The organism is Janthinobacterium sp. AD80, assembly GCF_002878455.1.
Taxonomy (GTDB): Bacteria; Pseudomonadota; Gammaproteobacteria; order Burkholderiales; family Burkholderiaceae_D; genus Janthinobacterium.
In genome coordinates this window covers 68767-93300 of sequence record NZ_NRDQ01000020.1, presented here as the reverse complement: position 1 = coordinate 93300, position 24534 = coordinate 68767, and the positions used below count along the sequence as shown (strand labels likewise).

Annotated in this window: 23 protein-coding genes and 1 pseudogene; 17 read left to right on the top strand and 7 right to left on the bottom strand. The window is 64.5% G+C overall.

Annotated elements, in window-relative coordinates; all coding sequences use genetic code 11:
- The first annotated feature begins 4 nt into the window (after nt 1–4).
- From nirD to JaAD80_RS05080, 5 genes are all read left to right on the top strand, one after another.
- Nucleotides 5–358: a nitrite reductase small subunit NirD gene (gene nirD, locus JaAD80_RS05100; RefSeq protein WP_102293176.1), complete on the top strand. Its 354-nt coding sequence runs from the start codon at nt 5–7 to the stop codon at nt 356–358.
- Nucleotides 355–1593, top strand: a complete 1239-nt coding sequence (locus JaAD80_RS05095) for an NAD(P)/FAD-dependent oxidoreductase (RefSeq protein WP_258002813.1) — start codon at nt 355–357, stop codon at nt 1591–1593. Before nirD ends, JaAD80_RS05095 begins: the two co-directional genes overlap by 4 nt.
- 22 nt (nt 1594–1615) lie before the next feature.
- Nucleotides 1616–4285 (top strand): nitrate reductase, encoded by a 2670-nt coding sequence (locus JaAD80_RS05090; protein ID WP_102293174.1) that lies wholly within the window; start codon nt 1616–1618, stop codon nt 4283–4285.
- 62 nt (nt 4286–4347) lie between these two features.
- Nucleotides 4348–4884 carry an adenylyl-sulfate kinase gene (cysC, locus tag JaAD80_RS05085; RefSeq protein ID WP_102293173.1) on the top strand — a complete coding sequence of 179 codons (537 nt, stop codon included), beginning with the start codon at nt 4348–4350 and terminating at the stop codon, nt 4882–4884.
- A complete protein-coding gene (locus tag JaAD80_RS05080) occupies nt 4881–6890 on the top strand; it encodes a diguanylate cyclase domain-containing protein (protein ID WP_102293172.1) in 2010 nt (669 codons plus the stop codon). The genes cysC and JaAD80_RS05080 overlap by 4 nt, the downstream gene beginning before the upstream one ends.
- A 3-nt stretch (nt 6891–6893) precedes the next feature.
- Here the strand turns inward: JaAD80_RS05080 and JaAD80_RS05075 are convergent, their stop codons facing one another.
- Nucleotides 6894–7811, bottom strand: coding sequence for a pyridoxal-phosphate dependent enzyme (locus tag JaAD80_RS05075; protein ID WP_102293171.1), 918 nt, complete (start codon nt 7809–7811; stop codon nt 6894–6896).
- 152 nt (nt 7812–7963) lie between these two features.
- On the opposite strand from JaAD80_RS05075, the gene JaAD80_RS05070 reads away from it, so the two are divergent.
- The gene (locus JaAD80_RS05070) at nt 7964–8299 is read left to right on the top strand and encodes a hypothetical protein (RefSeq protein ID WP_102293170.1); all 336 of its coding nucleotides are present in this window, start codon (nt 7964–7966) and stop codon (nt 8297–8299) included.
- A gap of 55 nt (nt 8300–8354) precedes the next feature.
- Here JaAD80_RS05070 and JaAD80_RS05065 read toward each other — a convergent pair whose 3' ends face one another.
- Both JaAD80_RS05065 and JaAD80_RS05060 read right to left on the bottom strand, forming a co-directional pair.
- Complete coding sequence (locus JaAD80_RS05065; protein WP_102293169.1) at nt 8355–8858, bottom strand: MarR family winged helix-turn-helix transcriptional regulator; 504 nt, start codon at nt 8856–8858, stop codon at nt 8355–8357.
- Between the two features lie 365 nt (nt 8859–9223).
- Nucleotides 9224–9985 carry a DeoR/GlpR family DNA-binding transcription regulator gene (locus JaAD80_RS05060; protein ID WP_102293242.1) on the bottom strand — a complete coding sequence of 254 codons (762 nt, stop codon included), beginning with the start codon at nt 9983–9985 and terminating at the stop codon, nt 9224–9226.
- 194 nt (nt 9986–10179) lie between these two features.
- Between JaAD80_RS05060 and glpD the strand changes: the two genes are divergently transcribed.
- The 8 genes from glpD (at nt 10180) to glpK (ending at nt 19411) form a co-directional block, all read left to right on the top strand.
- The gene (gene glpD / locus JaAD80_RS05055; RefSeq protein WP_102293168.1) at nt 10180–11748 is read left to right on the top strand and encodes a glycerol-3-phosphate dehydrogenase; all 1569 of its coding nucleotides are present in this window, start codon (nt 10180–10182) and stop codon (nt 11746–11748) included.
- 81 nt (nt 11749–11829) lie between these two features.
- Nucleotides 11830–12933, top strand: a complete 1104-nt coding sequence (locus JaAD80_RS05050; RefSeq protein WP_102293167.1) for an ABC transporter ATP-binding protein — start codon at nt 11830–11832, stop codon at nt 12931–12933.
- Between the two features lies 1 nt (nt 12934).
- Nucleotides 12935–14038: an ABC transporter ATP-binding protein gene (locus JaAD80_RS05045; RefSeq protein ID WP_102293166.1), complete on the top strand. Its 1104-nt coding sequence runs from the start codon at nt 12935–12937 to the stop codon at nt 14036–14038.
- Nucleotides 14035–14922 carry a carbohydrate ABC transporter permease gene (locus tag JaAD80_RS05040; protein WP_102293165.1) on the top strand — a complete coding sequence of 296 codons (888 nt, stop codon included), beginning with the start codon at nt 14035–14037 and terminating at the stop codon, nt 14920–14922. The genes JaAD80_RS05045 and JaAD80_RS05040 overlap by 4 nt, the downstream gene beginning before the upstream one ends.
- Entirely contained in the window at nt 14919–15725 is an 807-nt protein-coding gene (locus JaAD80_RS05035; RefSeq protein ID WP_374755226.1) for a carbohydrate ABC transporter permease, read from the top strand. Before JaAD80_RS05040 ends, JaAD80_RS05035 begins: the two co-directional genes overlap by 4 nt.
- Before the next feature lie 31 nt (nt 15726–15756).
- Nucleotides 15757–16032, top strand: coding sequence for a DUF2160 domain-containing protein (locus JaAD80_RS05030; protein ID WP_180979313.1), 276 nt, complete (start codon nt 15757–15759; stop codon nt 16030–16032).
- Between the two features lie 71 nt (nt 16033–16103).
- Nucleotides 16104–17831 carry an ABC transporter substrate-binding protein gene (locus tag JaAD80_RS05025; protein WP_102293162.1) on the top strand — a complete coding sequence of 576 codons (1728 nt, stop codon included), beginning with the start codon at nt 16104–16106 and terminating at the stop codon, nt 17829–17831.
- Between the two features lie 86 nt (nt 17832–17917).
- Nucleotides 17918–19411, top strand: coding sequence for a glycerol kinase GlpK (glpK, locus tag JaAD80_RS05020; RefSeq protein WP_102293161.1), 1494 nt, complete (start codon nt 17918–17920; stop codon nt 19409–19411).
- A gap of 4 nt (nt 19412–19415) precedes the next feature.
- Here the strand turns inward: glpK and JaAD80_RS05015 are convergent, their stop codons facing one another.
- Together JaAD80_RS05015 and JaAD80_RS05010 are read right to left on the bottom strand one after the other, a co-directional pair.
- The gene (locus tag JaAD80_RS05015; RefSeq protein WP_146012258.1) at nt 19416–19778 is read right to left on the bottom strand and encodes a hypothetical protein; all 363 of its coding nucleotides are present in this window, start codon (nt 19776–19778) and stop codon (nt 19416–19418) included.
- Entirely contained in the window at nt 19775–20341 is a 567-nt protein-coding gene (locus tag JaAD80_RS05010; RefSeq protein ID WP_102293241.1) for a YdcF family protein, read from the bottom strand. The genes JaAD80_RS05015 and JaAD80_RS05010 overlap by 4 nt, the downstream gene beginning before the upstream one ends.
- Nucleotides 20342–20494: 153 nt before the next feature.
- Between JaAD80_RS05010 and JaAD80_RS05005 the strand changes: the two genes are divergently transcribed.
- Nucleotides 20495–21004, top strand: coding sequence for a hypothetical protein (locus JaAD80_RS05005; RefSeq protein ID WP_102293159.1), 510 nt, complete (start codon nt 20495–20497; stop codon nt 21002–21004).
- 8 nt (nt 21005–21012) lie between these two features.
- Here the strand turns inward: JaAD80_RS05005 and JaAD80_RS05000 are convergent, their stop codons facing one another.
- Complete coding sequence (locus JaAD80_RS05000) at nt 21013–21648, bottom strand: cysteine hydrolase family protein (protein ID WP_102293158.1); 636 nt, start codon at nt 21646–21648, stop codon at nt 21013–21015.
- 112 nt (nt 21649–21760) lie between these two features.
- Here JaAD80_RS05000 and JaAD80_RS04995 point away from each other — a divergent pair.
- A pseudogene (locus JaAD80_RS04995) lies at nt 21761–22758 on the top strand (GlxA family transcriptional regulator).
- Here the strand turns inward: JaAD80_RS04995 and JaAD80_RS04990 are convergent.
- A complete protein-coding gene (locus JaAD80_RS04990) occupies nt 22735–23595 on the bottom strand; it encodes a tetratricopeptide repeat protein (protein WP_146012257.1) in 861 nt (286 codons plus the stop codon). The pseudogene JaAD80_RS04995 and the gene JaAD80_RS04990 overlap by 24 nt on opposite strands.
- A gap of 150 nt (nt 23596–23745) precedes the next feature.
- Between JaAD80_RS04990 and JaAD80_RS04985 the strand changes: the two genes are divergently transcribed.
- Nucleotides 23746–24510: an AraC family transcriptional regulator gene (locus JaAD80_RS04985; protein ID WP_102293156.1), complete on the top strand. Its 765-nt coding sequence runs from the start codon at nt 23746–23748 to the stop codon at nt 24508–24510.
- Nucleotides 24511–24534 lie beyond the last annotated feature (24 nt).

Genomic DNA, 24534 nt, shown 5'->3' with positions numbered 1-24534 from the left:
TGCGATGAATGAACTTTCCGGCGCCAGCGCCGACAACTGGGTGGCCATCTGCCCGCTGAACGATATCGTGCCCGACACGGGCGTGTGTGCATTGCTGGGTGGCCGCCACGTGGCCGTGTTTCGCGTCGGCGATGCCAGCCCAAAAGTCTTCGCCATCGACAATGTCGACCCGAACGCGGGTGCCTCCGTATTGTCGCGCGGCCTCGTGGGCAGCATCGGCGAGCGCATCGTCGTCGCCTCGCCCATCTACAAGCAGCACTTCGATCTGGCCAGCGGCGAATGCATCGAAGCGCCCGAACACTCGGTGGCCACCTGGCCCGCGCGCGTGTTTGCCGACATGGTGTGGGTGGCGCTGTGAGCACGCCGGGCAAGCCCAGTGCGCGTCCCTCGCTGGTGGTGGTCGGCAACGGCATGGCCGGCATGCGCACGGTCGAGGAACTCCTGAAACTGGCGCCGGACCTGTATGACATCACGGTGTTTGGCGCCGAACCGCATGGCAATTACAACCGCATCCTGCTGTCGCCAGTGCTGGCCGGCGAAAAGTCGGTGGACGACATCATGCTGCACACGCGCGACTGGTATGCGCACAACGGCATCACCCTGCACGCGGGCGACCCGGTGGTGCGCATCGACCGCCAGGCGCGCACCGTGCAGGCGCTGTCGGGCATCACGGTTGCCTACGACCGCCTGCTGCTGGCCACCGGTTCCACGCCCTTCATCGTGCCCGTGCGGGGCCACGAACTGCCGGGCGTGATCGGTTTTCGCGACATCAGCGACGTCGACACCATGCTGCAGGCGGCGCGCCAGCACCGCCACGCGGTGGTCATCGGCGGCGGCTTGCTGGGGCTGGAAGCGGCCAATGGCTTGCAGCGTCAGGGCATGGATGTGACGGTGGTGCACATGAGCGGTTCGCTGATGAACCAGCAGCTCGACGCGCCCGCCTCGATGCTGCTGAAAACGGCGCTGGAAGCGCGCGGCCTGCGCTTTCTGATGCACGCGCAGACGGCGGAAATCCTCGGCAGCGACCGCGTGCAGGGAGTTCGCTTTGCCGATAGCACGTCGATCCCCGCCGACCTGGTGGTGATGACGGCCGGCGTGCGCCCCAACATCGCGCTGGCGCAAGCGGCCGGCCTGCATTGCGAACGGGCCATCGTCGTCGACGATTGCCTGCAAAGCTACGATCCGCGCGTGTATGCCGTCGGTGAATGCGTGCAGCACCGGCGCGCCACGTTTGGCCTGGTGGCACCGATATGGGAGCAGGCGCGCGTGTGCGGCGCGCACCTGGCGGGCGCGGGCCACCGCCGCTATGTGCAGCAGGCCAGCGCCACCAAACTGAAAGTGACGGGCATCGACCTGTACTCGGCCGGCGACATCCTCGGCGGCGAAGGCAGCGAAGACCTGGTGCTGCGCGACCCGCGCCGCGGCATCTACAAGCGCCTGGTGGTGCAGGGCAACCGCCTGGTCGGCGCCGTGCTGTATGGCGAGGTGCAGGATGGCCCCTGGTATTTCGACCTGATCCAGCAGCGCCGCGATATCGGCAAGCTGCGCTCTCATTTGCTGTTTGGCCAGGCGCTGTGCGCCCAGGCCGCCTGACAGCCACCAACAGGACACTTTCATGACTAGCTGCACACCCGTGAAAACCACTTGCCCGTATTGCGGCGTCGGCTGCGGCGTGGAAGCCACAACCTTGCCCGGTGGCGCCATCCGCATCGCCGGCGATGCCAGCCACCCGGCCAACCAGGGCAAGCTGTGCGTGAAAGGCTCTGCGCTGGGCGATACGCTGGGCCTCGACAAGCGGCTGCTGCAACCGCAGGTGCGCGTCGACGGCGTGCTGCAGCCGTCTTCCTGGGATGCGGCGCTGGAGCACGTGGCTGGCGGCCTGCGCGCCATCATCGATGCACACGGCCCCGACGCCGTGGCCCTGTATGTCTCGGGCCAGCTGCTGACGGAAGATTATTATGTCGCCAATAAATTCATGAAGGGCTATGTGGGCAGCGCGAATATCGACACCAATTCGCGCCTGTGCATGTCGTCGGCCGTGGCCGGCCACAAGCGCGCATTTGGCGAGGATATCGTGCCCGGCTGCTACGAAGACCTGGAACTGGCCGACATGATCGTGCTGGTCGGCTCGAACACGGCCTGGTGCCACCCCATCCTGTTCCAGCGCATCGCCCGCATCAAGGAAAGCCGGCCGGAAATGACACTGGTGGTGATCGACCCGCGCCGCACGGCCACTTGCGAACTGGCCGATATGCATTTGCCCGTGAAGCCGGGCACGGACGTGTGGCTGTTCAACGGCTTGTTGTGTCATCTGGCGAAAGAGGGCGTGATCGACGACGCCTTCGTCACGCAGCACAGTTCCGGGCTGGATGCGGCGCTGGCCGCCGCGCATGTCGATTGCGGCGATCCCTTGCAGGTGGCGGCCATCTGCAAGGTTGACCCGCACACCTTGCTGGCGTTTTACCAGGCGTTCGCCGCCACGCGCAAGGTCGTGACGGCTTTTTCGCAGGGCGTGAACCAGTCGTCTGCCGGCACGGACAAGGTCAACAGCATCATCAACTGCCACCTGGCAACGGGGCGCATCGGCCAGCCGGGCATGGGGCCGTTTTCACTGACGGGCCAGCCGAACGCCATGGGCGGGCGCGAAGTGGGCGGCCTGGCCAACATGCTGGCGGCCCACCTGGAGCTGGATAATCCACTGCACCGCGATACCGTGCAAGCGTTCTGGGATGCGCCCCGCATCGCCAGCAAGCCAGGCTTGAAGGCGGTGGAGCTGTTCCAGGCCATCGAAGCGGGCAAGGTCAAGGCCGTGTGGATCATCGCCACCAATCCGCTGGTCAGCATGCCGGACGCCGACCAGGTGCGCCGCGCGCTCGATCAGTGCGAGCTGGTGGTGGTGTCGGACATCAGCGCGCAGTCGGACACGAATGCGCATGCGCACGTGCTGCTGCCAGCGCTGGGCTGGGGCGAGAAGGATGGCACGGTGACGAACTCGGAGCGGCGCATTTCGCGCCAGCGCGCATTCCTGCCGGCGCCGGGCGAAGCGCGGGCCGACTGGCAAGTGCTGTGCCAGGTAGCCACGCGCATGGGCTATGCGGGCTTTGCATTCACCTCGCCGCACGCCATTTTCGATGAACACGCGCGCCTGTCCGCCTTCCGCAACGCGGCAGCCACAAAGCGCCTGTTCAATCTGTCGCACCTGGTGGCGCTGAATGGCGCGCAGTACGATGCCTTGCCGCCGCAGCAGTGGCCGCAGGGCCAGGCGCGCCTGTTCGGCAACGGCCGTTTCGCGCATGCGGACGGGCGCGCGCGTTTCATTCCCACGCCGCCGCGCGCGCCGCGCAACGTGCCCGACGAAGACTATCCGCTGATCCTCAACACGGGCCGGGTGCGCGACCAGTGGCATACCATGACGCGCACGGGCAAGGCGGCAAAACTATCGGGCCACGTCGCCGAAGCCTTCATCGACATCCACCCGCAGGACGCGCTGCTGTACAGCGTGCGCGAAGGCGAGCTGGCGCGCGTTTCCAGCGCCTGGGGCGCGATGGTGGCGCGGGTCGTGCATGGCGGCGGCATCGCGCGCGGCCAGGTCTTCGTGCCGATCCACTGGAGCGGCGCGAATGCGTCCGACGCGCGCGTGGGCGCCGTCGTCAACCCGGTGGTCGATCCCGTCTCGGGCGAACCGGAATTCAAGCACACGCCCGTACGCATCGAGCAGTTCCGCGTGCACTGGCATGCATTTGTGCTCAGCCGCACGCCCTTGAACCTGGACGGCGTGGCGCACTGGACGCGCATCCAGGGCGAACAGTTCCTGCGCTACGAGCTGGCTGGCCGCCAGCGCATCAGTGACCTGGGCGCCTGGGCGCGCGCGCTGCTGGGCGCCACGGACGACAACGCCGACTGGCTCGATTACGCGGACGCCAGCGCCGGCGTGTACCGCGCCGTGCACCTGGAAGACGGACGCATCGCGCAATGCGTGTATGTGTCGCCGCGGCCCGACCTGCCGTCGCGCAGCTGGCTGGCCGGCCTGTTCGCGCATGCGCAGCTTGATGCGGCGGACCGCGCCGGCGTGCTGCTGGGCCAGCCCATCGGCAAGGGCGCGGATGCCGGCCCCACCGTGTGCGCGTGCTTTGGCGTGGGACGCAACAGCATCTGCGCGGCCATCCGCGAGCAAGGCATGACGACAACGGCGCAGGTGACGGCCTGCCTCAAGGCGGGCGGCAATTGCGGCTCCTGCGTACCGGAGATACGACAGTTGCTGCTTGAGGCGCGCAGCGCGGCCTGATATTCTGTCCTTTCCCGCGCGGCTTTGCTATATTGCCAGCTCTATAAGGGAGAGGCAGTGTGATGACAGCAGCACAACACCCGACGCTCTGGCTGACGGGCTTGAGCGGCGCAGGCAAGACCAGTATCGCCCTGGCACTGGCGCAGACGCTGAAGGCGCAGGGAAGGGCCGTGACGGTGCTCGATGGCGACCAGTTGCGCCATGGCCTGAACCGCGACCTGGGTTTTACGCCGCAAGACCGGCATGAAAACATCCGCCGCACGGCCGAAGTGGCGCGCCTGATGAATGACGCGGGCCTGACTGTCATCGCCGCCTTCATTTCTCCGTACCGCGCCGACCGCGCCATGGCCGCGCAGGTCATCGGTGCCGGCCAATTCATCGAAATCCATGTCAGCACGCCTGTCGCCGTGTGCGAGGCGCGCGATGTCAAGGGCCTGTATGCCAAGGCGCGCGCGGGCCAGATCGCGCAATTTACGGGCGTATCGGCGCCGTATGAAGCGCCGCTGCATGCCGCCCTGACGCTCGATACGCAGGCGCTGGCACTCGAGGAGTCGGTCGAACGCATCTGCCAGTATCTGTGGCAAAGGCAGCAGCAGTGACGAGCTGGCGAAAACGGCTGCGCCGGCGCCTGCCCGCCAGCCTGAAGGCGCGCATGAGCGTGGTCGTCTTCCTGCTGGTGCTGGGCGCCGTCGCCTTGCTGGCGCTGGCCACCCTGGCCGTGGCCGAACGGGGCATGCGCGACGTCACGGGGCGCCAGCAATATGTGTCGCTGTCCAGCGCCGCCGTCTTCATCGACGAGGAACTCGATGCCAAGCGCAATGTGCTGCGCGTCGTCGCCGACAGCCTGGCGGCTGGCGGCGCGCACGATGAAGCCAGCCTGCAGCGCTTCCTGGCCGCGCAAACGGTGCTGGCCAGCGAGTTTTATTCGGCCGGCGTGGTGGCGGCCGACGGCGTCCTGCTGGCCAGCGTGAGCCCGTTCAAGGCGCAGGCGGGGATGAGCCTGAAAGGCCGGCCGTATTTCGAGCAGACGCTGGCAACCAGGCGCTCCGTCATCTCCGCGCCGCTCAACGGCAGCATCTCGGGCATGCCCATCGTCGTCGTGACGCAGCCCGTGTTTGACGCACACGGCGGCGTGCGCTATGTGCTGGCGGCCAGCGTGAACCTGCGCCAGCCCGATTTCCTGGGACGCCTGGACGCGCTCAAGCCGGGCAAGGGCGGCTATCTGTACATCATGACGAATGAGGGTGTCATCGTCGAGCATCCGGACAAGTCGCGCATCATGCAGCATATCGAGGCAAATGGTCCGATCAGCCTGCCCACGCGGCGCGCCATGCAGGGTTTCGAAGGCTGGATGGCGGGCACCACGGCCCAGGGCATCGATGCGCTGTTCGCCTACCATCGCATCGCCGGCACGGGCTGGATACTGGCTTCCGTGTATCCGATGAACGCGGCGTTCGCACCCTTGCATGCGATGCGCAGCAAGATCCTGCTGGCCGCCGTGCTGCTGGCGGGTCTGGCCGGCCTGGCCGGCTGGCGCGTGGTGCTGCGCCTGTTGCAGCCTTTGGAACGGCTGCGCCGGCAGGTACACCAGATTCGCCGCCAGCGCCTGGGCATCGAAGCGCTGCAGATCGAACGGCGCGACGAGATCGGCGACTTGAGCCGCGACTTTTACTCGCTGGTGGCCGAGCGCGAAATCGCCGAGGCGCAGACGCGCGACAGCGAACGGCGCCTGAAGCTGCTGACGGACCACGTGCCCGTGGTGATCGTGTATATCGACCGCGAGCACCGCTACCAGTTCATCAACGCGACGTTTGAAAAATGGTTCGGCAGGTCGCGGCAGGAAAGCATGATGCAGTCGATCCGCGACGTGCTGGGCGAGGAAGCGTACCAGCTGCGCGAGGAGTACCTGCTGCGCGCCTTCGCGGGCGAGGAAGTCGAGTACGAATTTACCATCGAGGGCGAAGCGGGCGCCGCGCGGCGCGCCTTCCAGACCAGCTACGTGCCCGACGTGGACGAGAGCGGCGTGGTGGCCGGCGTGTATGGCCTGATCCATGAAATCACCAAGGTCAAGGCGGTGCACACGGCGCTGCAGTTTGCCGCCGCCACCGATATCCTGACGGGCATCGCCAACCGCCGCCGCTTCGACGAACAGCTGGCGCAGAGCATGCAGCGCACGCGCGCCACGCAGGCGCCGATGGCGCTGGCCTACCTCGACATCGACCGCTTCAAGGCCATCAATGACAGCCTGGGACACCATGCGGGCGACGAGGTACTCAAGGAGTTTGCCAGCCGCCTGGCACGCAGCGTGCGCGCCAGCGACCTGGTGGCGCGCCTGGCAGGCGATGAATTCGTGATCATTTTCGAGGGCGTGAAGAGCGCGGCCGAAGTGCGGCAGATCGGCGCCAAGATCATCGATGCCATCCGCGCGCCATTCGACCTGGCCAGCGGCGCGCTGCCCGTCACCACCAGCATCGGCATCGCCATTTTCCGCGCCGGCGAACTCACGCCGGCGCAGCTGCTGGACCTGGCCGACCAGGCCCTGTACCAGGCCAAGGGGCAGGGCCGCGATGGCGTGGCGCTGATCGAGGCGGCCACGCCGCAGTAGCCCTTACAGGCTGGCGGCCCACTGGTCGAGCTGCTGCGTGGTGGCGGTAACGCCGCCGCAGACGATGACCAGCACGTTGCGGTACGGCGCCAGCTGCGGCACGTTGCCGTAGACGGCCGCCAGGGCCGCGCCGCACGCCGGCTCCACCACCAGGCGCTGGTCGCCGATGAAACGCCGGCAGGCGTCGACGGCGGCCTGGTCCGAGACCACCACGCTGTGCAGCCGGCGTGTCTGGCTGACGTGGAAAGCCTGGGCGCAGACCTGGCGCGCGGCCAGCGAGGTGGCGATGCTGCTCACGGCGGGCAGGGCCACATGTTCGCGCGCGGCGACGGCGGCCGCCAGCGAGGCGGCGCCCTGCGTTTCCACGGCGACCAGGGCCACATCATCCCAGCCATTGCGCTGCAAGCCTTGCGCCACGCCGGCCAGCAAGCCGCCGCCGCCCACCGACAGCACCACGGCGTCCGGTTTCAGGCCCGCCTGCGCCACTTCGTCGATCATGCCCGCGTGGCCTTGCCACAGCAGCGGGTCGTCGAACGGGTGCAGAAACGCGTCTTGTGGCGTGAGCATCGACTGCGCCAGCGCGTTGGCTTCCTGCCAGGCGGCGCCATGCACGATGACTTCCGCGCCTTCCTGCGCGATCAGGGCCCTGGCCCTGGCGCTGGTGGTTTCCGGTACGACCACGATGACGGGGATGCCCAGCTGGCGGCCCGCATACGCGACGGCGATGCCGGCATTGCCGCCCGAGGAAGAGATGAAGCGGCTGGCGCCACGGCGCGCATATTCCTCGCACGCCAGGCCGATGCCGCGGATCTTGAAGGAGCCCGGCGGCTGCAAGGCTTCCAGCTTGAGCCAGACGGCGCGCTCGCTGTGCAGGCTCAGGGCGCGCGAGTTGAGCAGAGGGGTTTCGATGTGCAGGGCCATGCGTATTCCATGTAGACAATCAGACCAGTATCTTAGCCCGGATGACAGTCATGGCGGTGTCCCGCTGAGCATGAAAAATTTCCACACGACAATTTGCAAAGTTGATAAAATAAATTAGATTTTTTTCTACTTTAAAAAACAAAGGAAAAGTAATGGCAACTCGTATTGCAATGAAACACAAGGACACGGGCCTGATGAAAGACGGCTTTTACGGCTTTTCGTGGACCACGTTCTTCTTCGGCTTTTTCCCTGCCCTGTTCCGCGGCGATTTCATTACTTTTATCGGCGCCTTTGTCGTCACGGTGATCATCGGCCTGTTTACCGCCGGCTTCGGCATGTTCCTCGTCGGCGTGGTGTGGGCCTTCCTGTACAACAAATACTACACGGGCAAGCTGCTGGAACGCGGCTACGTGCTGGCAGGTTCGCCAAGCGAAAATGCAGAAGCGGCCGCTGCCATCGGCATCGCCCTGCCATCGCCGACTGCCTGAGCCATCGGCTGGCGATTCCTCCAAGGGCGCTGCGGCGCCTTTTTTTTATCGCCCGTCAGTTCAGCGGCGCGCTCTTGAGCTGATGTGCGCGCGCCACTTCCTTCATGGCTTCGAGCAAGTCGTCGCGCAGCTGGCGTGGCAGCTTGCCGAAGAATTCCTCGTCGTTCTGGTCGGCCATGCCGGCCAGTACGGGCACCAGGGCCTCGCCTTCGGTGGTCAGCTCGATCGAGTGCTGGCGGCGGTCGGCCAGCAGGATCGATTTGCTGACCATGCCCTTGCTTTCCAGGCGGTCGATGAGTTTCGAGACGGCGCCCTTGCTCATGCCGGCTACCTGCGCCAGCACGGTGGGCGAGGTGCAGCCGAGACGGAACATTTCGCGCAGCACCACCCATTCGGATACCGTCACGCCATTGGCTTCGGCCTTCTTCTGGAAGCTGTGAGAAACATGGTTGGAAACGAAACGCAGCCAGTAACCGAGATGTGCTTCCAGTTCGCTGACGTGAGCGCTGTTGGGATGGGAGGCTTGCGGCATGGCGGCCGCTTCAAAATTATGGCTCATTTCTTTTCCTTCACTGGGCGGCGCTGCCGGCATGGTTAAGGCCTTGGCGCTTGCTGTCGAGTGGTTTGTTGGGGAATAATCGTCTTGCGTGAGGTAGTTCTAACACTGTTTTCACTGGAAATCATTTAGCTGCAATGCGCTCGTCTTCGCGGTCTTCTTCATTCTATTGCTTTAAGTGCATAAAAAGCAATATCAGGCGAATAATCGTACTGCCGGAGAGGAAGATTAAAAAAATAACGCATGTTGCATCAATGGTAACAGCATTTCTGGTGAATAGATAAATATTTCATATCATTCAGTGTGCTTTCCCACATAAGGCGTCTTGCCCTCGCGACAGCTGCCGTGCCACGCCGCCCCGGTGCGCCTCACGCCGCGACAAGCACCTTGACGCGCGCGTCGCGCAATACTTCGGCAAAGCGGGGCGGCGGCGGCGCATCTGTAAACAGGATGTCCACTTGCGCCAGGTCGGCCAGGCGTACCAGTGCCTTGCGGCCGAATTTATGCTGGTCGGCCACCAGCCACACTTCGCGCGACTGCTCGATGATCGCTTGCGCCACCTTCACTTCGCGCGCATCGAAGTCGCGCAGGCTGCCATCTTCGTCGATGCTGGAAATGCCGATGATGCCGATGTCGACCTTGAACTGGCGGATGAAGTCGATGGTGGCTTCGCCCACGATGCCGCGGTCGCGCCCGCGCACCACGCCGCCGGCCACGATCACTTCGCAGGCCGCGTTGTCAGCCAGGATGGCGGCCACGTTCAGGTTGTTCGTCACCACGTGCAAGCCCGTGTGGCGGCCCAGGGCGCGCGCCACTTCCTCGGTGGTCGTGCCGATATTGATCAGCAGTGAACAGCCGTGCGGCACTTGCGCGGCGACGGCGGCGGCGATGCGCCGCTTGGCCTCGCTGTTGAACACTTGCCGCTGGCTGTAATCGATGTTTTCCACGGACGAGGGCAAGCCCACGCCGCCGTGGTAGCGGGCCAGCAGGCGCGCTGCCTCCATCTGCTTGACGTCGCGGCGCACGGTCTGCGGCGTCACTTCCAGCTGCTGGGCCAGCTCTTCGACGGACATCGTGACCTTCTGGCGCACCACTTCAAGCAGGCGGCGCTGGCGGGGATTCAAATTCATGGGCATGTCTCTTTTAAAATCATAAACGAACAGAAACGAACAAATAGTATTGAAAATATGTTGCTATGTTTTCGTATTCTGGCGTAACCTTATTCATATTGCATGCGTATCACATCAAACTTGATCTTAACGGCAGTTGCCGGCAGTGCCTAGTCTTTCCTGGCGCACCGGTACTTCACAGTGACGGAGTCCCGATGGCGGCAGCACTGCAGGACGAGGAAGCGGCAGGCGGCACGCTCGCATGCGACGTGCTGGTGGTGGGCGGCGGCATCAACGGCGCCGGCATCGCGCGCGACGCGGCCGGGCGCGGCCTGTCCGTGCTGCTGTGCGAAAAGGATGACCTGGCCGCGCACACCTCGTCCGCCTCGACCAAGCTGATACACGGCGGCCTGCGCTACCTCGAATACTATGAGTTCGGCCTCGTGCGCAAGGCGCTGATCGAACGCGAAGTGCTGCTGCGCTCGGCGCCGCACATCATGTGGCCGCTGCGCTTCGTCATGCCGCACGCCAAAGGCCAGCGTCCCGCCTGGCTGATACGCGCCGGCCTGTTTCTCTACGATATGCTGGCGCGGCGCGAACTCTTGCCCGCCTCCAGCGGCATCGACCTCGCGCGCCATGCGGCGGGCCAACCCTTAAAACCCAAGTTCAAGCGCGGCTTCGTGTATTCCGATGGCTGGGTCGACGATGCGCGCCTGGTGGTGCTCAATGCCATCGATGCGGCGGAGCACGGCGCGACCATCCTGACGCGCACGCGCTGCACGACCCTGGCGCGCGAAGGCGAGGGGGAGGGCGCTTCCTGGCTGGCCACCTTGCAAGATGCCGACGGGAAGCAAACGGCCGTGCGCGCGCGCAGCGTCGTCAACGCGGCCGGGCCGTGGACGGCGCAATTCCTGCGCCAGGCGGCGCCCGCCGCGCCGCACCGGCATTTGCGCCTGATCAAGGGCAGCCATATCGTCGTCAAGCGCCTGTTCGCGCATGATCATGCCTACATTTTTCAGCATCCCGATGGCCGCATCGTGTTTGCCATTCCCTATGAGCACGATTTCACCCTGATCGGCACCACCGACCTCGATTACCAGGGCGACAGCGGCAAGGTGGAAATTGACGACGAGGAAATTCGTTACTTGTGCGAACTTTCCAGTTACTATTTCAGCAAGCCTGTCGATCCTGCCGACGTGGTCTGGACGTATGCGGGCGTGCGCCCGCTGGTGGAAGATGCGGCGGCCGATGCCAAGGCCGTGACGCGCGATTACCGTTTCGAGCTGGAGCAGGATGGGGCGCCTTTGCTGAGCATTTTCGGCGGCAAGATCACCACGTTTCGCAAGCTGGCCGAGGAGGCGGTGGATGTGCTGGCACCGCTGTTGCAGCAGGGTACAACGCGGGGCGCGTGGACGGCCAAGGCTTGCCTGCCTGGCGGCGACCTGTTCGGCAGTGCGCCGCAAAACCGCGCCGTGCGCGAATTCGGCCAGTTCGTGCAAGGCGTGCAGCGCCAATACGCGTGGCTGCCGGCGCCGCTGGTGGCCCGTTATGCGCGCGCGTATGGCACGCGCATCCACGTGCTGCTGGACGGGCGAAAGGACGTGGCGGCCATGGGCGAGGAAATCGCCACCGGGCTGTACGCGGCGGAAGTCGATTATGTGCGGCGCCATGAATGGGCCGTCAGCGCGGCCGACATCCTGTGGCGGCGCTCGAAGCTGGGCCTGCACCTGCCGCGCGCGACGGCGGACACGCTCGATGCCTGGCTGGCGCGGCACCCGTTGTAGCCCGAGAAAAGATCGTGCTGGCGACCGCTTCCCGCAGAGGACGCGGCGAAGAATAAGAACACATCACTGGAGGAGAAGCGCGTGCAACTGGTACTGGACAAGATCAGCAGGAAGCAGGGTGCTGACGACTATTTATATCCGATGTCGCTGGCCCTCGTGCCGGGCGCCATCAATGTGCTGCTGGGTACCACGCGTGCCGGCAAGACGACCCTGATGCGCGTGATGGCGGGCCTGGACAAGCCCAGCAGCGGCACGGTCACGGCCGATGGCGTGGATGTGACGGGCGTGCCCGTCAGCAAACGCAACCTGGCCATGGTGTACCAGCAATTCATCAACTATCCGGCCTTCACCGTCTACGACAATATCGCCTCGCCCTTGCGCCTGCGCAAGGTCCCCGAGGAACAGATCCGCAGCAAGGTGCAGGCGCTGGCCGAGCGCCTGCATATCACGCCGTACCTGCAGCGCACGCCGGGCGAGCTGTCCGGTGGCCAGCAGCAGCGCACGGCGCTGGGGCGCGCGCTGATCAAGGATGCGTCATTGCTGCTGCTCGATGAACCGCTGGTCAACCTCGACTACAAATTGCGCGAGGAATTGCGCCGCGAATTGACGGAACTGTTTTCCAGTGGCAGCACGACGGTCGTGTACGCCACCACGGAACCGCTGGAAGCACTGCAGCTGGGCGGCCACGTTGCCGTGCTGCATGAAGGCCGCTTGCTGCAGCAGGGGCCGACCCTGGATGTCTTCAATGCGCCCAATTCCATCGCCGTGGCGCGCACCTTCAGCGATCCGCCCATCAACCTGATCGCCGCGCGCGTCGATGCGCACGGCGTGGCGCAGGCGGCGGACGGCCTGGAAATCCACTTGAGCGGCGCACAGCGCGCGCGCCTGGGCGGGCGGCAAGACGTGATCCTCGGCGTGCGTGCGCACAGCCTGCATCTGTCGCCCCAGTCCGATGGCGACGTGCCCATCGCCGCGCAGGTGGACCTGGCGGAAATCAGCGGCTCGGAAACCTATGTGCATGCGCGCCGTGGCGAGCTGGCGCTGGTGGCCCAGCTCGGTGGCGTGCACAACCTGGAAATCGGCAGCGCCTGCACCGTGTATTGCCAGCCGCATGCCTTGCTGATTTTCGGCGACGATGGCGCGCTCCTGTATGCGCCCGTGCACGCCACGGCAGGGGGAGCCTGACATGGCGCGAATTGAACTGCTCGACCTGGCCCACGCCTACAAACCGAACCCGGCGGCACCGGCCGACTACGCGCTGCGGCCGATGAGCATGGCGTGGCATGACGGTGGCGCGTATGCCTTGCTGGGGCCGTCCGGCTGCGGCAAGACGACCTTGCTCAACATCATTTCCGGCCTGGTGAAACCATCGCATGGCAAGGTGCTGTTCGACGGCAAGGATGTGACGCAACTGCCCACGGAAGCGCGCAATATCGCCCAAGTGTTCCAGTTTCCCGTCATTTACGACACCATGACCGTGCATGATAATTTGGCGTTTCCACTGCGCAATCGCGGCTGGAAGGAGGCCGAAGTGCGCAAGCGCGTGCAGCAGGTGGCGCAGATGCTGGAATTGACGGGCGACCTGAAGCTGCGCGCCAGCGGCCTGTCCGTGGACGCGAAGCAAAAGATTTCGCTGGGACGCGGTCTCGTGCGTCCCGACGTGGCCGCCGTGCTGTTCGACGAACCGCTGACGGTGATCGACCCGCACCTGAAATGGCTGTTGCGCAGAAAGTTAAAGGAAATCCATCACGAACTGAAACTGTCGCTGATCTACGTCACGCACGACCAGGTGGAAGCCTTGACCTTTGCCGACCAGGTGGTCGTCATGACGCAGGGCGAAGTGGTGCAGACGGGCAGCGCGCAGGCGCTGTTCGAAGAACCCGAACACACGTTTGTCGGCTATTTCATCGGCAATCCGGGCATGAACCTGCTCGATTGCACGGTGGACGATGGCGGCGTGCGCGTGGCGGGGCAACTGCTGGCCGTGTCCGCTGCCGCCCGCGCGGCGCTGTCGGGCGCGCAAGGCAAAATCACGGTCGGCGTGCGGCCCGAATTCGTCGAATGCCTGGCGACGGGAGAGGGCGGCGAAGCGGATGCGGAAAATACCCTGGCCGCCACCGTCAGCGCCGTGCGCAACATGGGCACGCACTACCTGGCCGAGTTTCGCTTGGGCGGTGCCACCGTGGCGGCCAAGCTGCGCGCCATCGATGCCGTGGCGGGCGCGGATGTGCGGCTGCGCTTTCCCCAGCAACGCACCTTGTACTACGTCAACGATAAGCGGGTGGCATGATGATCAATAACGGTAAAACCGATAACAACCGCCGCGCCTGGCTGCTGATCTTGCCCGTGCTGCTGTGCGTGGCCTTTTCCGCCATCCTGCCGCTGATGACGGTGGTGAACTATTCCGTGCAGGATATTTTGAGCCCCACGCAAAAGGTCTTCGTCGGCACCGAGTGGTTCCGCATGGTCATGCTCGATGGCGACCTGCACAGCGCCTTGCTGCGCCAGCTGCTGTTTTCCGGTTCCGTGCTGGCGATCCAGATTCCGCTGGGCATCCTGATCGCCCTGTGCATGCCGGCCGATGGCTGGAAGGCGTCGCTGGCCCTGGTGCTGATCGCGCTGCCCCTCCTGATCCCCTGGAACGTGGTTGGCACCATCTGGCAAATCTTTGGCCGCGGCGACATCGGCCTGATGGGCTATACCCTGAACCAGCTGGGGTTGGACTACAACTACAACGGCAATTCGCTCGACGCGTGGCTGACGGTGATGGTGATGGATATCTGGCACTGGACGCCGCTGGTGGTGCTGCTGTGCTATGCGGGCTTGCGCGCCATTCCCGACGCGTATTACCAGGCGGCACGCATCGACGGCGCCTCGCGCCTGGCCGTGTTCCGCTACATCCAGCTGCCGAAACTGCGCAATGTCTTGATGATCGCCGTCTTGCTGCGCTTCATGGACAGTTTCATGATCTACACGGAGCCATTCGTGCTGACGGGCGGCGGTCCGGGCAATGCCACCACCTTTTTGTCGCAGTACCTGACGCAAAAGGCCGTAGGCCAGTTTGACCTGGGACCGGCCTCGGCCTTCTCGCTGATCTATTTCCTCATCATCCTGCTGTTCTGCTTTGTGCTGTACACGTGGATGCAGCGCGTCGGCACGGGAGACCAGAAATGATGAACCGCAAAATCAGTGGCGTCATCCTGATCGTCTTCCTGCTGGGTTCCTTGCTGCCCATCTACTGGATGCTCAATATGTCGCTCAAGACCAACGAGGAAATCGTCGGCGTGCTGAGCCTGTGGCCCGAGCAGCTGACGTTCGCCAACTACAAGACCATCTTTACGGACCCGTCGTGGTACAGCGGCTACATCAATTCCATGATCTACGTGGCGCTGAACATGGTCATGTCGGTCACGGTGGCATTGCCGGCCGCGTATGCGTTCTCGCGCTACAACTTTGTCGGCGACAAGCATCTGTTCTTCTGGCTGCTGACCAACCGCATGACGCCGCCTGCCGTCTTCCTCGTGCCCTTCTTCCAGCTGTATTCGACTGTCGGCCTGATGGATACGCATCTGGCCGTGGCGCTGGCGCACATGGTCTTCAACGTGCCGCTGGCCGTATGGATACTGGAAGGATTCATGTCCGGCGTGCCGAAGGAAATCGACGAGACGGCGTATATCGACGGCTACAGCTTTCCCCGCTTTTTCATCCGCATCTTCCTGCCGATGATCAAGTCGGGCGTGGGCGTGACGGCCTTCTTCTGCTTCATGTTCAGCTGGGTGGAATTGCTGCTGGCGCGCACCTTGACATCCGTCAACGCCAAGCCGATCGCCGCCACCATGACGCGCACGGTATCGGCGGCCGGCATGGACTGGGGCGTGCTGGCGGCGGCCGGCGTCTTGACTATCGTGCCTGGCGCGCTGGTGATCTGGTTCGTGCGGCATTACATAGCCAAGGGTTTCGCGATGGGGAGGGTGTGACATGGAAAACAATACGGATAGCACAGCCAGCCTGTTCGGCTGGATGGCGTGGACGCCGGAAGTGGCCGTCTTTTTCATTTGCATCGGCCTGATGCTGGCCGGCATGACGATCTGGCAAATCCGCTCGCCCAGCATCGAGCGCAAGGGTTTCCTGCCGATGCCGACGACGCGCGGCGACCGCCTGTTCATCGGGCTGCTCACGGCGGCGTATGTGAACCTGGCGTGGGCGGGATTCACGGAAATGCAGCAGTCGATAGGTGCCGCCATCAGTTTTGTGCTGCTGTTGATTTTGATGCGTTGGGGATGACCGGCTTGCCGGTGTTGATGGAGGCCGGATCGCCAGCAGGCATCCGGCAATAACTATAAGGGAGATTCACGATGAAATTGAAGTTCACGGTCTTCGCGGCTGCGGCCATGCTCGTGTCGAGTGCGGCCCTGGCTGACGCCAAGCAGGCGCAAACCTGGATCGACAAGGAATTCCAGCCATCCAGCCTGAGCAAGCAGCAACAGCTTGCTGAAATGCAGTGGTTCATTGATGCGGCCGCCAAGCTGAAGGCCAAGGGCATCAAGGAAATTTCTGTTGTCTCGGAAACCATCGACACCCATGTCTACGAATCGAAGACCCTGGCCAAGGCATTCGAGGAAATCACGGGCATCAAGGTGCGCCACGACATCATCCAGGAAGGCGACGTGGTGGAAAAGCTGCAGACCTCCATGCAGTCGGGCAAGAGCATCTATGACGGCTGGATTTCCGATTCCGACCTGATCGGCACCCACTACCGCTACGGCGCCGTCGAGCCGCTGTCCGACTACATGGCCGCCAAGGGCAAGGAATTTACCAATCCTGGCCTGGACCTGAAGGACTTCATCGGCATCAGCTTTACCACGGCGCCCGATGGCAAGGTGTATCAATTGCCCGACCAGCAATTCGCCAACCTGTACTGGTTCCGCGCCGACTGGTTCGCGCGCAAGGATTTGCAGGCCAAGTTCAAGGCCAAGTACGGCTACGAGCTGGGCGTGCCGCAAAACTGGTCCGCGTATGAAGATATCGCCGATTTCTTCACGAATGACGTGAAGGAACTGGACGGCAAGAAAGTCTATGGCCACATGGATTACGGCAAGAAAGATCCGTCGCTGGGCTGGCGCTTCACCGATGCGTGGCTGTCGATGGCTGGCGCGGCCGACAAGGGCATTCCGAACGGCATGCCTGTCGATGAATGGGGCATCAGGGTGGCGGCCGACAAGTGCACGCCCGTTGGCGCCTCGATGTCGCGCGGCGGCGCCACCAATTCGCCGGCGGCCGTGTTTGCGCTGACGAAATATATCGACTGGATGAAGAAATACGCGCCGCCGCAGGCGAACGGCATGAATTTCTCGGAATCGGGTCCCGTGCCGGCGCAGGGTGAAATCGCCCAGCAGATTTTCTGGTACACGGCATTTACGGCCGGCATGACGAAACCGGGCTTGCCGGTGGTGAACAAGGACGGCACGCCGAAATGGCGCATGGCGCCGTCGCCGCACGGTCCGTACTGGAAAGAGGGCATGCAGAACGGCTACCAGGACGTGGGTTCCTGGTTCCTGTTCAAGTCCACGCCGGATGACCGCAAGGCCGCCGCCTGGCTGTACGCGCAATTCGTCACGTCGAAAACCGTGTCGCTGAAGAAATCGATTGTCGGCCTGACGTTTATCCGCGATTCCGACATCCGCCACGATTACTTCACGAAACATGCGAACGAATACGGCGGCTTGATCGAGTTCTACCGCAGCCCGGCCCGCGTGGCGTGGACGCCGACAGGCAACAACGTGCCCGACTATCCGAAGCTGGCCCAGCTGTGGTGGAAAAACGTGGCCACGGCCATCACGGCGGAAAAAACGCCGCAGGCCGCCATGGACAACCTGGCCGAGGAAATGGACCAGGTCATGGCGCGGCTGCAGCGGGCCGGCATGAAGGCGTGCGCGCCCAAGCTCAATCCGAAGGTTGATCCGAATCAGTATCTGTCGGACCAGCACGCCCCATGGAAAAAGCTGGCGAATGAAAAGCCGAAGGGTGAAACGATTGCCTACGATAAATTATTGCAGGCTTGGAAGGAAGGCAAGGTGCGGTAGTCGTGTAAACTTCTGCCGCCGTTGTCCTGAGGCACGGAGCGCTATGGCTCCGTGCCTGTTTTTACCGAATCCCGCATCACCAGACCATGACCAAATACATACTTGCTTTAGACCAGGGCACCACCAGTTCGCGCGCCATCCTGTTCGACCATGCGGGCCGGCCGCACGCCAGCGCACAGCGCGAGTTCCGCCAGATTTTCCCCCAGCCGGGCTGGGTCGAGCATGACGCCGCTGAAATCTGGGCCTCGCAAGAGGGCGTGCTGCACCAGGTCTTGCGCGACAGCGGCGTGGCCGCAGCCGACGTGGCCGCCATCGGCGTCACCAACCAGCGCGAGACGACGGTGCTGTGGGACCGTGCCACGGGCGAACCCGTCGCCAACGCCATCGTCTGGCAAGACCGCCGCAATGCCGCCTTCTGCGAACAGCTGGTCGAACAGGGCAAGGTGGAGCTGATCCAGCAAAAGACGGGCCTGGTACTGGACGCGTATTTTTCCGCCACCAAGCTCAAATGGCTGCTCGACAACGTGGCCGGCGCCCGCGCGCGCGCCGAACGGGGCGAGCTGGCCTTCGGCACCGTCGATAGCTGGCTGATATACAAGATGAGCGGCGCCCACTTGACGGACACGAGCAACGCGGCGCGCACCATGCTGTTCAATATCCACACCCTGCAGTGGGACACGGATTTGCTGGCGCTGCTGGACATTCCCGCGTCCTTGCTGCCCGACGTCGTGCCATCGAGCGGCGTGGCCGCGTACACGCATGCGGCCTTGCTGGGCGTGTCCGTGCCCATTGCCGGGATCGCGGGCGACCAGCAGGCGGCCACCTTCGGCCAGGCCTGCTTGAAACCGGGCATGGCCAAGAATACCTACGGCACGGGCTGCTTCATGCTGATGAACGTCGGCAAGCGGCCCCTGCAGTCGAAAAACCGCCTGTTGATGACGGTGGGCTGGAGCCTGGGTGCCGCTGCCAATCAGACCGATTACTTGCTCGAAGGCAGCGCCTTTATCGCCGGCGCCGCCGTGCAATGGATGCGCGACGGTATCGGCATCATCCGCGATTCGTCGGAAGTGGAAGCGCTGGCCACCAGCGTGCCCGATTCGGGCGGCCTGGTTTTCGTGCCGGCGTTCGCTGGCCTCGGTGCGCCGTACTGGGACCCGTATGCGCGCGGCACCCTGATCGGCATCACGCGCGGCACGGGCAAGGCGCACATCGCGCGCGCGGCGCTGGAAGGCGTGGCCTACCAGAACGTCGACGTCTTGTCCGCTATGCAGGACGATGCGGGCATCGCGCTTTCCGAACTGCGCGTCGATGGCGGCGCGGCACGCAACGACATGCTGATGCAGTTCCAGGCCGACATATTAAATGTGCCCGTGGTGCGCCCCGTGGTGACGGAAACGACGGCCCTGGGCGCCGCCTACCTGGCGGGCCTGGCCGTGGGCTTCTGGGCGTCGGAAGAAGAAATCGCCGCCCAATGGCAGGTGGGCCGCCGTTTCGAACCGGCCATGGCGGCCGACGAACGCTTGAGCCGGCTGCACAAGTGGCAGCGCGCCGTGGAACGCTCGCGCGACTGGAGCGAGTGACAGCTTACTGGCGTGCCACGGCTTTTAACAGGCGCGGCAGCAGCAGGGCCGCGCCGCTGGCGCACAGAGCGCTGGCGGCGTAGGCCAGGATCGGCGTGATCGACGGCGTGGCAAATGCCAGCACGAAACTGCCGTACAGCACCACGCCGCACAGCGCACCGGCGCAGGCCGATGGCAGGCGGCCGATTGTTGCATTTCGGCGCTGCGCCACTGTGCCAAAGGCGGCGATGCATATGCCCAGCACCAGCGCGCCAAATAGATACAGGGTGGCAGCGGCGCCGATCGGCTCCGCATCGGTGGCGGCCATCGACGGTACGGCGCAGGCCGCTACCACGGCAAAACCGGCGGCAAACAACAGTGGTCTCATCTTCCTGCTTTCACATAGTAGACGGCATAGCCGACGGTTTCGCGCGGCACGGAATACAGGTCGCGCAGTTCGAAGTAGGGCGCGTGCACGTTGCCGCTGACGGCGATGCCGGCCCGTTCCAAGGCCAGCCGGAAGCGTGGGACGTGAAAATACTGCGTGGCCACCATGGCCGTCCGCCAGCCCTGCGCGCGCATCAGAATGGCCGCGTTGTGCGCCGTGGCTTCCGTGGTCCAGCCTTGATTGTCCTCGATGATGGCGCTGGCCGGTACGCCGCGCGACCGCAGGTAGCGCGCCATGGAAGCGGCCTCGTCGAACCCTTCCTTGCCCGTCGCCCCGCTGACGAGGATGCGCGGCGCCCTGTGTTCCTGGAACTGCTTTACAGCCGCGTCGAGCCGCGCCTGCAGGCGGGGGCTGGGCGTGCCGTCCGGCATGATGGTGTTGCCCGGCACGACGATGACGTCGGCGGGGGCTTCCTTGTCGTTGAGTCCTGCCAGCACCAGGGTGGCGGTGGCCAGCAGGAAAATCATTAGCGCCAGCAGGGCGCCTATTATCAATCTACGCATCGTCATGCATCCGGCAAGTTTTTTCGTGAGCGCGACTGTAGCAGATCGCGTGCCGGTTTGACTGTTCCCAAGCCGGCGCAAACGGCCTGCCTTCCGTGCCAAGCTTGGTGATCAGGCAAGCTTGGCCTGCCCACCCAGCATTGGAGAACCCGCATGACAGCCATTTCCAGCCTGTTGATCGCCATGGCCTTTGCCGCACAGTCGGGCCAGTACGAAGCTGCGGGCCAGGATGAGCGCCAGGAGCGGGCGCAGCGTGGCGAGGATATCCAGCTTGTGTGTTACGGCGAGGCGGAGAAGACCACACTGGAAAACCATTCCGGCATGGAATGGGATGACGACAAGCACAAGTATGTGCAGAAATCCACCCTGGAGACAGGCAAGAGTCATTTCGATACGGCCGTCAATGTCAGCGTACAGGGCAGCGCGGCGCAGATCCGCTTGCCGAAACAGCTGGTGCCGCCTATCCACGGCGACAGCAACAATGGCTGGTGGGACTTGATGGACCTGGTCGTCGGCCACGACGAGATACGTGGCCGTTTCCAGCTCAATAGCCTGAACCGTCCCACCGTGGTGATCAACCGCCGCAGCGGCGTGATCACGGTCGACGGCATGATCAAGTTCAGCGGGCGCTGCGACGCCGATGACGGGCACCGGCGCTTTTAGTCACGCTATCAGACAGCGGAAGCAGCCTTGCGCGCGCGCTGGTTCGACAGATAAATATTGTCCATTTCCAGCGGCTTGCCTTCGCGCACGGCAACGAGCCAGTCCTGCGTGCTGGCCACGGCGGCGAAATTCGAGTGGAATACGGTGCTGAACACGCGGTGGATGTCTTCGGCGCTGGCCGTGCCGCCCGCATTCGCGTACGACAGGGTGCCCGTGGCGTCCTGCAGGAATTCCACCTGCAAGCCATCGTGCGCGGCCTGGTAGATGGTGGCAGCGTCGCAGTTGTGCGTCATGTAACCGATCACCGTCAATGTGTCGATGCCGCGGCCCTCCAGCCAGGCGCGCAGGTCCGTGCCCGCAAAGGCGCTGCCCATGGCCTTGTTGATGTGGTGGTCAGCCTGGAAGGCGGCCACTTGCGGGTGCAGCTGCCAGCCATCGCTGCCTTTGGCAAAGATGGGCGAGGCTTCCGGCGCATCGTGCTGGACGACGATCACGGGCACGCCGGCGGCGCGCGCGGCGGCCATGGCTTGCACAATGTTGGGCAGGGAAATGTCGACGGACGGATATTCGATGGGCATGTCGCCCGTGAAGTATTCATTTTGCACGTCGATGACGAGCAGGGCGCGGCGTGGGGTGCTGGACATGGGTTCTCCTTGAGTGGTTGAAAGAGGAAACAGCTCCTCGATACAGCCATTTTCGGCCCGCGCGGCGCAAACAAAAAGTGGCCCGAAGGCCTATCTGCGATAAAATTGGGCCATGCCTACCTTTCTTGCCCCTAGCGCCCCCCTGACCGTGGCCGTGATCGCCTTCGACGGAATGACGCCATTTCATCTGTCCGTGCCTTGCCTGGTGTTCGGCGAACAATTTGACGAGCCTGGCTTGCCGCGCTTCAGCGTGCGGGTGTGCGCGGCCGATGCCTTGCCGCTGCGCACGCCTGCGGGTTTCAACATCACGCCCGAGTTCGGCCTCGAAGGCTTGCATGGCGCCGATATCGTCATCATGCCGGCCTGGCGCGACGATTGCAGCGCGGCGCCGGAAGCCCTGGTCGCGGCCTTGCAAGCGGCCAGCGCGCGCGGTGCGCGCATGGTGGGCCTGTGCCTGGGGGCGTTTCCCCTGGCGCAGGCGGGCTTGTTGGACGGCAAGAGCGCGGCTACGCACTGGGGCATGGCCGATCAGCTGGCGGCACGCTATCCGAAAGTCAAGGTCGCGCGCCAGGTGCTGTACGTGGACGATGGCGGCGTGCTGACGTCGGCTGGCGTGGCCGCCGGCCTCGATTGCTGTCTGCACCTGCTGCGCCAGCTGGCCGGCGCCGAGGTGGCCAACCGGGTGGCGCGGCGCTTGCTGGTGGCGCCACACCGGCAGGGCGGACAGGCGCAGTTCATCGAGCGCCGCTGCCCGTGTCCGGCAGCGAAGGGCGCTTCGCCGAGGTGCTGGCCGGCGTGACGGCCAGCCTGGGCCAGGCGCACAGCATCGATGCGCTGGCCGAGCGGGCCGCCATGAGCCGGCGCAACTTTACCCGCCATTTCCGCCAGGCGACGGGCACGTCCTTCAAGCAATGGCTGCTGAACCAGCGCCTGGCGCATGCGCAGGGCCTGCTGGAAAAAAGCGCGGCCTCCATCGATGTGGTGGCGCAGGAGGCGGGCTTCGGCACGGCCCTGTCGCTGCGCCAGCATTTCCGCGCGCACTTGCAGACCTCGCCGTCGGCCTACCGCAAGCTGTTCCGGCAGCAGCTAGGGCCGGTCGGGGAAAGCTAGCCGTGCCGGGTCACGGCCGCCTTCGGCCAGCTGCGCGCTGACCGCGATCTGGCGCGCGAGGAAGGTGGCCGCATCGTAGCCGTAGCGTTCCTGGAACGAGACAGTTTCCGCGCCCATCAGTTCCGCATAGGTTTGCATCAGGGTCAAGGCGCAGCGCACATTGTTTTGCTCTAGATAGGTGTCGATGGCGGCCAGCAGCACGCGATACTCCGCGTTTTCCTTGCTGCCGCCAAAGTGGAACGACAGCTGCCCGCAGGCGCGCCAGATGGGATCAGTCGCCGTGTCCGGCAACGTTTGCGTGCGCAGCCATTGCAGGGCTTTCAACGGCGGGCCGCCAAACGATGGGGGGGAAATGATGGCCTGGATGGCTACCCTGACGGCGTCATCCATTCTTCCCGCGCGCACGTACTGGCCGTGCAGCAGCACCAGCGCTTCCGTGTATTCGGGCAAGATGGCCAGCGCCGCTTCCAGCAGCGCGATGGCGGCTGCCGGGTTTTGCTGCGCAATCCATTCTTTCGCTGCCAGGCAGGCGCCGCGCGGCGAGGCGGGGTCGTCGGCCAGCGTTGGCGTGCCGACATACTCGTCGTCCGCTGCCGCATAGCCTTGCAGGAAGGCGGCCAGGCTGGAAAAATGCGGCTGCAGCCGCCATTCGTCGTGCCACGTTTCGACCACGATCGGTTCGCTGGCCTCGCGGCCGATGGGCCAGTACAGGCCGAAGGTGTCGCCATTGCCCAGTGCGCCTTCGGCAAAGGGAATGAAGCCGAGCGGCGGGTAGGCGGTGCTGTATTGCCAGTCTTGCTCCAACGAAATGTGGGCCAGGTTTGCAGGGAGTTGCATGGAGGTCGGGTGTGAAAAAAATGCCAGTGTAAAACAAGTGCGCGCTCACCGGCGTTCCCCATGGCAAGGCATGGCGGCATGCGGCGCCGCGCCGATGGCCGATGGCTGAACTGCTAAAATACGGGCTTCTTCGCGCCAGGCGAATTCCCCATGTCCAGCACAGCACACCCAGCAATTGACCTCAGCTTTCGCAGCTATCGGGACATCGGCGCGCCGAACCGGCATGACTTCGTGCAACTGGTGCTGCCCGTGTACGGCCAGTTGCAGCTGGACATCGACGGCAGGCAGGGGAAAATCGATGCGCAGCGGGGCGTGGTGATCGCCGCCAGCACCTGGCACGCGCAGCATAGCCAGGTGGCCAACCACTCCATCATCCTCGACGTGGGGGCGGCGGCCGTGGCGCGCGGCGGCTGGCAGCGCTTGCTGGAGGGGCCCTACACGGCGATCGGGCCAGGCGCCCGCAAGCTGATCGAATATCTGGGCCTGATGGCGCAGCAGCAGGCGCTGACGCCGGCCGTCATCCATGGCTGGACGCCGCTGCTGCTCGATACCCTGCTGCTGCCAGGGCCGCAGGCCCGCTCGCGGCTGGCTGCGCTGATGGTTCGCGTGCAGGCCGAGCCGGGCTTGCCGTGGTCGACGGCATCGATGGCGCGTTTCGCCAACCTCAGTATTAGCCGCTTGCATGCACTGTTCCGCGAGGAAATGGATACCAGTCCGCATGCCTGGCTGCAACAGCAGCGCGTCGCGCGCGCCTGCGACTTGCTGGCGACAAGCGACGCCAGCATTGCCGAGATCGCGCTGGCCACCGGCTTTTCCGAGCAGAGCGCGCTGACGCGGGCCATGCGCGACAGCATCGATGCCACGCCGGCCGCCTACCGGCGCCAATCTCGCGAGACGCCGTCAAAAACGCAGTAGACTCCGCCAAGAAACGGCGCGCCG

Bases quoted from the DNA above. Each gene is read 5' to 3' on its own strand.
- nirD (WP_102293176.1), top strand. From the start codon at position 5: ATGAATGAACTTTCCGGCGCCAGCGCCGACAACTGGGTGGCCATCTGC.
- JaAD80_RS05090 (WP_102293174.1), top strand. From the start codon at position 1,616: ATGACTAGCTGCACACCCGTGAAAACCACTTGCCCGTATTGCGGCGTC.
- cysC (WP_102293173.1), top strand. From the start codon at position 4,348: ATGACAGCAGCACAACACCCGACGCTCTGGCTGACGGGCTTGAGCGGC.
- JaAD80_RS05075 (WP_102293171.1), bottom strand. From the start codon at position 7,811: ATGGCCCTGCACATCGAAACCCCTCTGCTCAACTCGCGCGCCCTGAGC.
- JaAD80_RS05070 (WP_102293170.1), top strand. From the start codon at position 7,964: ATGGCAACTCGTATTGCAATGAAACACAAGGACACGGGCCTGATGAAA.
- JaAD80_RS05065 (WP_102293169.1), bottom strand. From the start codon at position 8,858: ATGAGCCATAATTTTGAAGCGGCCGCCATGCCGCAAGCCTCCCATCCC.
- JaAD80_RS05060 (WP_102293242.1), bottom strand. From the start codon at position 9,985: ATGAATTTGAATCCCCGCCAGCGCCGCCTGCTTGAAGTGGTGCGCCAG.
- glpD (WP_102293168.1), top strand. From the start codon at position 10,180: ATGGCGGCAGCACTGCAGGACGAGGAAGCGGCAGGCGGCACGCTCGCA.
- JaAD80_RS05045 (WP_102293166.1), top strand. From the start codon at position 12,935: ATGGCGCGAATTGAACTGCTCGACCTGGCCCACGCCTACAAACCGAAC.
- JaAD80_RS05040 (WP_102293165.1), top strand. From the start codon at position 14,035: ATGATGATCAATAACGGTAAAACCGATAACAACCGCCGCGCCTGGCTG.
- JaAD80_RS05035 (WP_374755226.1), top strand. From the start codon at position 14,919: ATGATGAACCGCAAAATCAGTGGCGTCATCCTGATCGTCTTCCTGCTG.
- JaAD80_RS05025 (WP_102293162.1), top strand. From the start codon at position 16,104: ATGAAATTGAAGTTCACGGTCTTCGCGGCTGCGGCCATGCTCGTGTCG.
- glpK (WP_102293161.1), top strand. From the start codon at position 17,918: ATGACCAAATACATACTTGCTTTAGACCAGGGCACCACCAGTTCGCGC.
- JaAD80_RS05015 (WP_146012258.1), bottom strand. From the start codon at position 19,778: ATGAGACCACTGTTGTTTGCCGCCGGTTTTGCCGTGGTAGCGGCCTGC.
- JaAD80_RS05010 (WP_102293241.1), bottom strand. From the start codon at position 20,341: ATGCGTAGATTGATAATAGGCGCCCTGCTGGCGCTAATGATTTTCCTG.
- JaAD80_RS05005 (WP_102293159.1), top strand. From the start codon at position 20,495: ATGACAGCCATTTCCAGCCTGTTGATCGCCATGGCCTTTGCCGCACAG.
- JaAD80_RS05000 (WP_102293158.1), bottom strand. From the start codon at position 21,648: ATGTCCAGCACCCCACGCCGCGCCCTGCTCGTCATCGACGTGCAAAAT.
- JaAD80_RS04990 (WP_146012257.1), bottom strand. From the start codon at position 23,595: ATGCAACTCCCTGCAAACCTGGCCCACATTTCGTTGGAGCAAGACTGG.
- JaAD80_RS04985 (WP_102293156.1), top strand. From the start codon at position 23,746: ATGTCCAGCACAGCACACCCAGCAATTGACCTCAGCTTTCGCAGCTAT.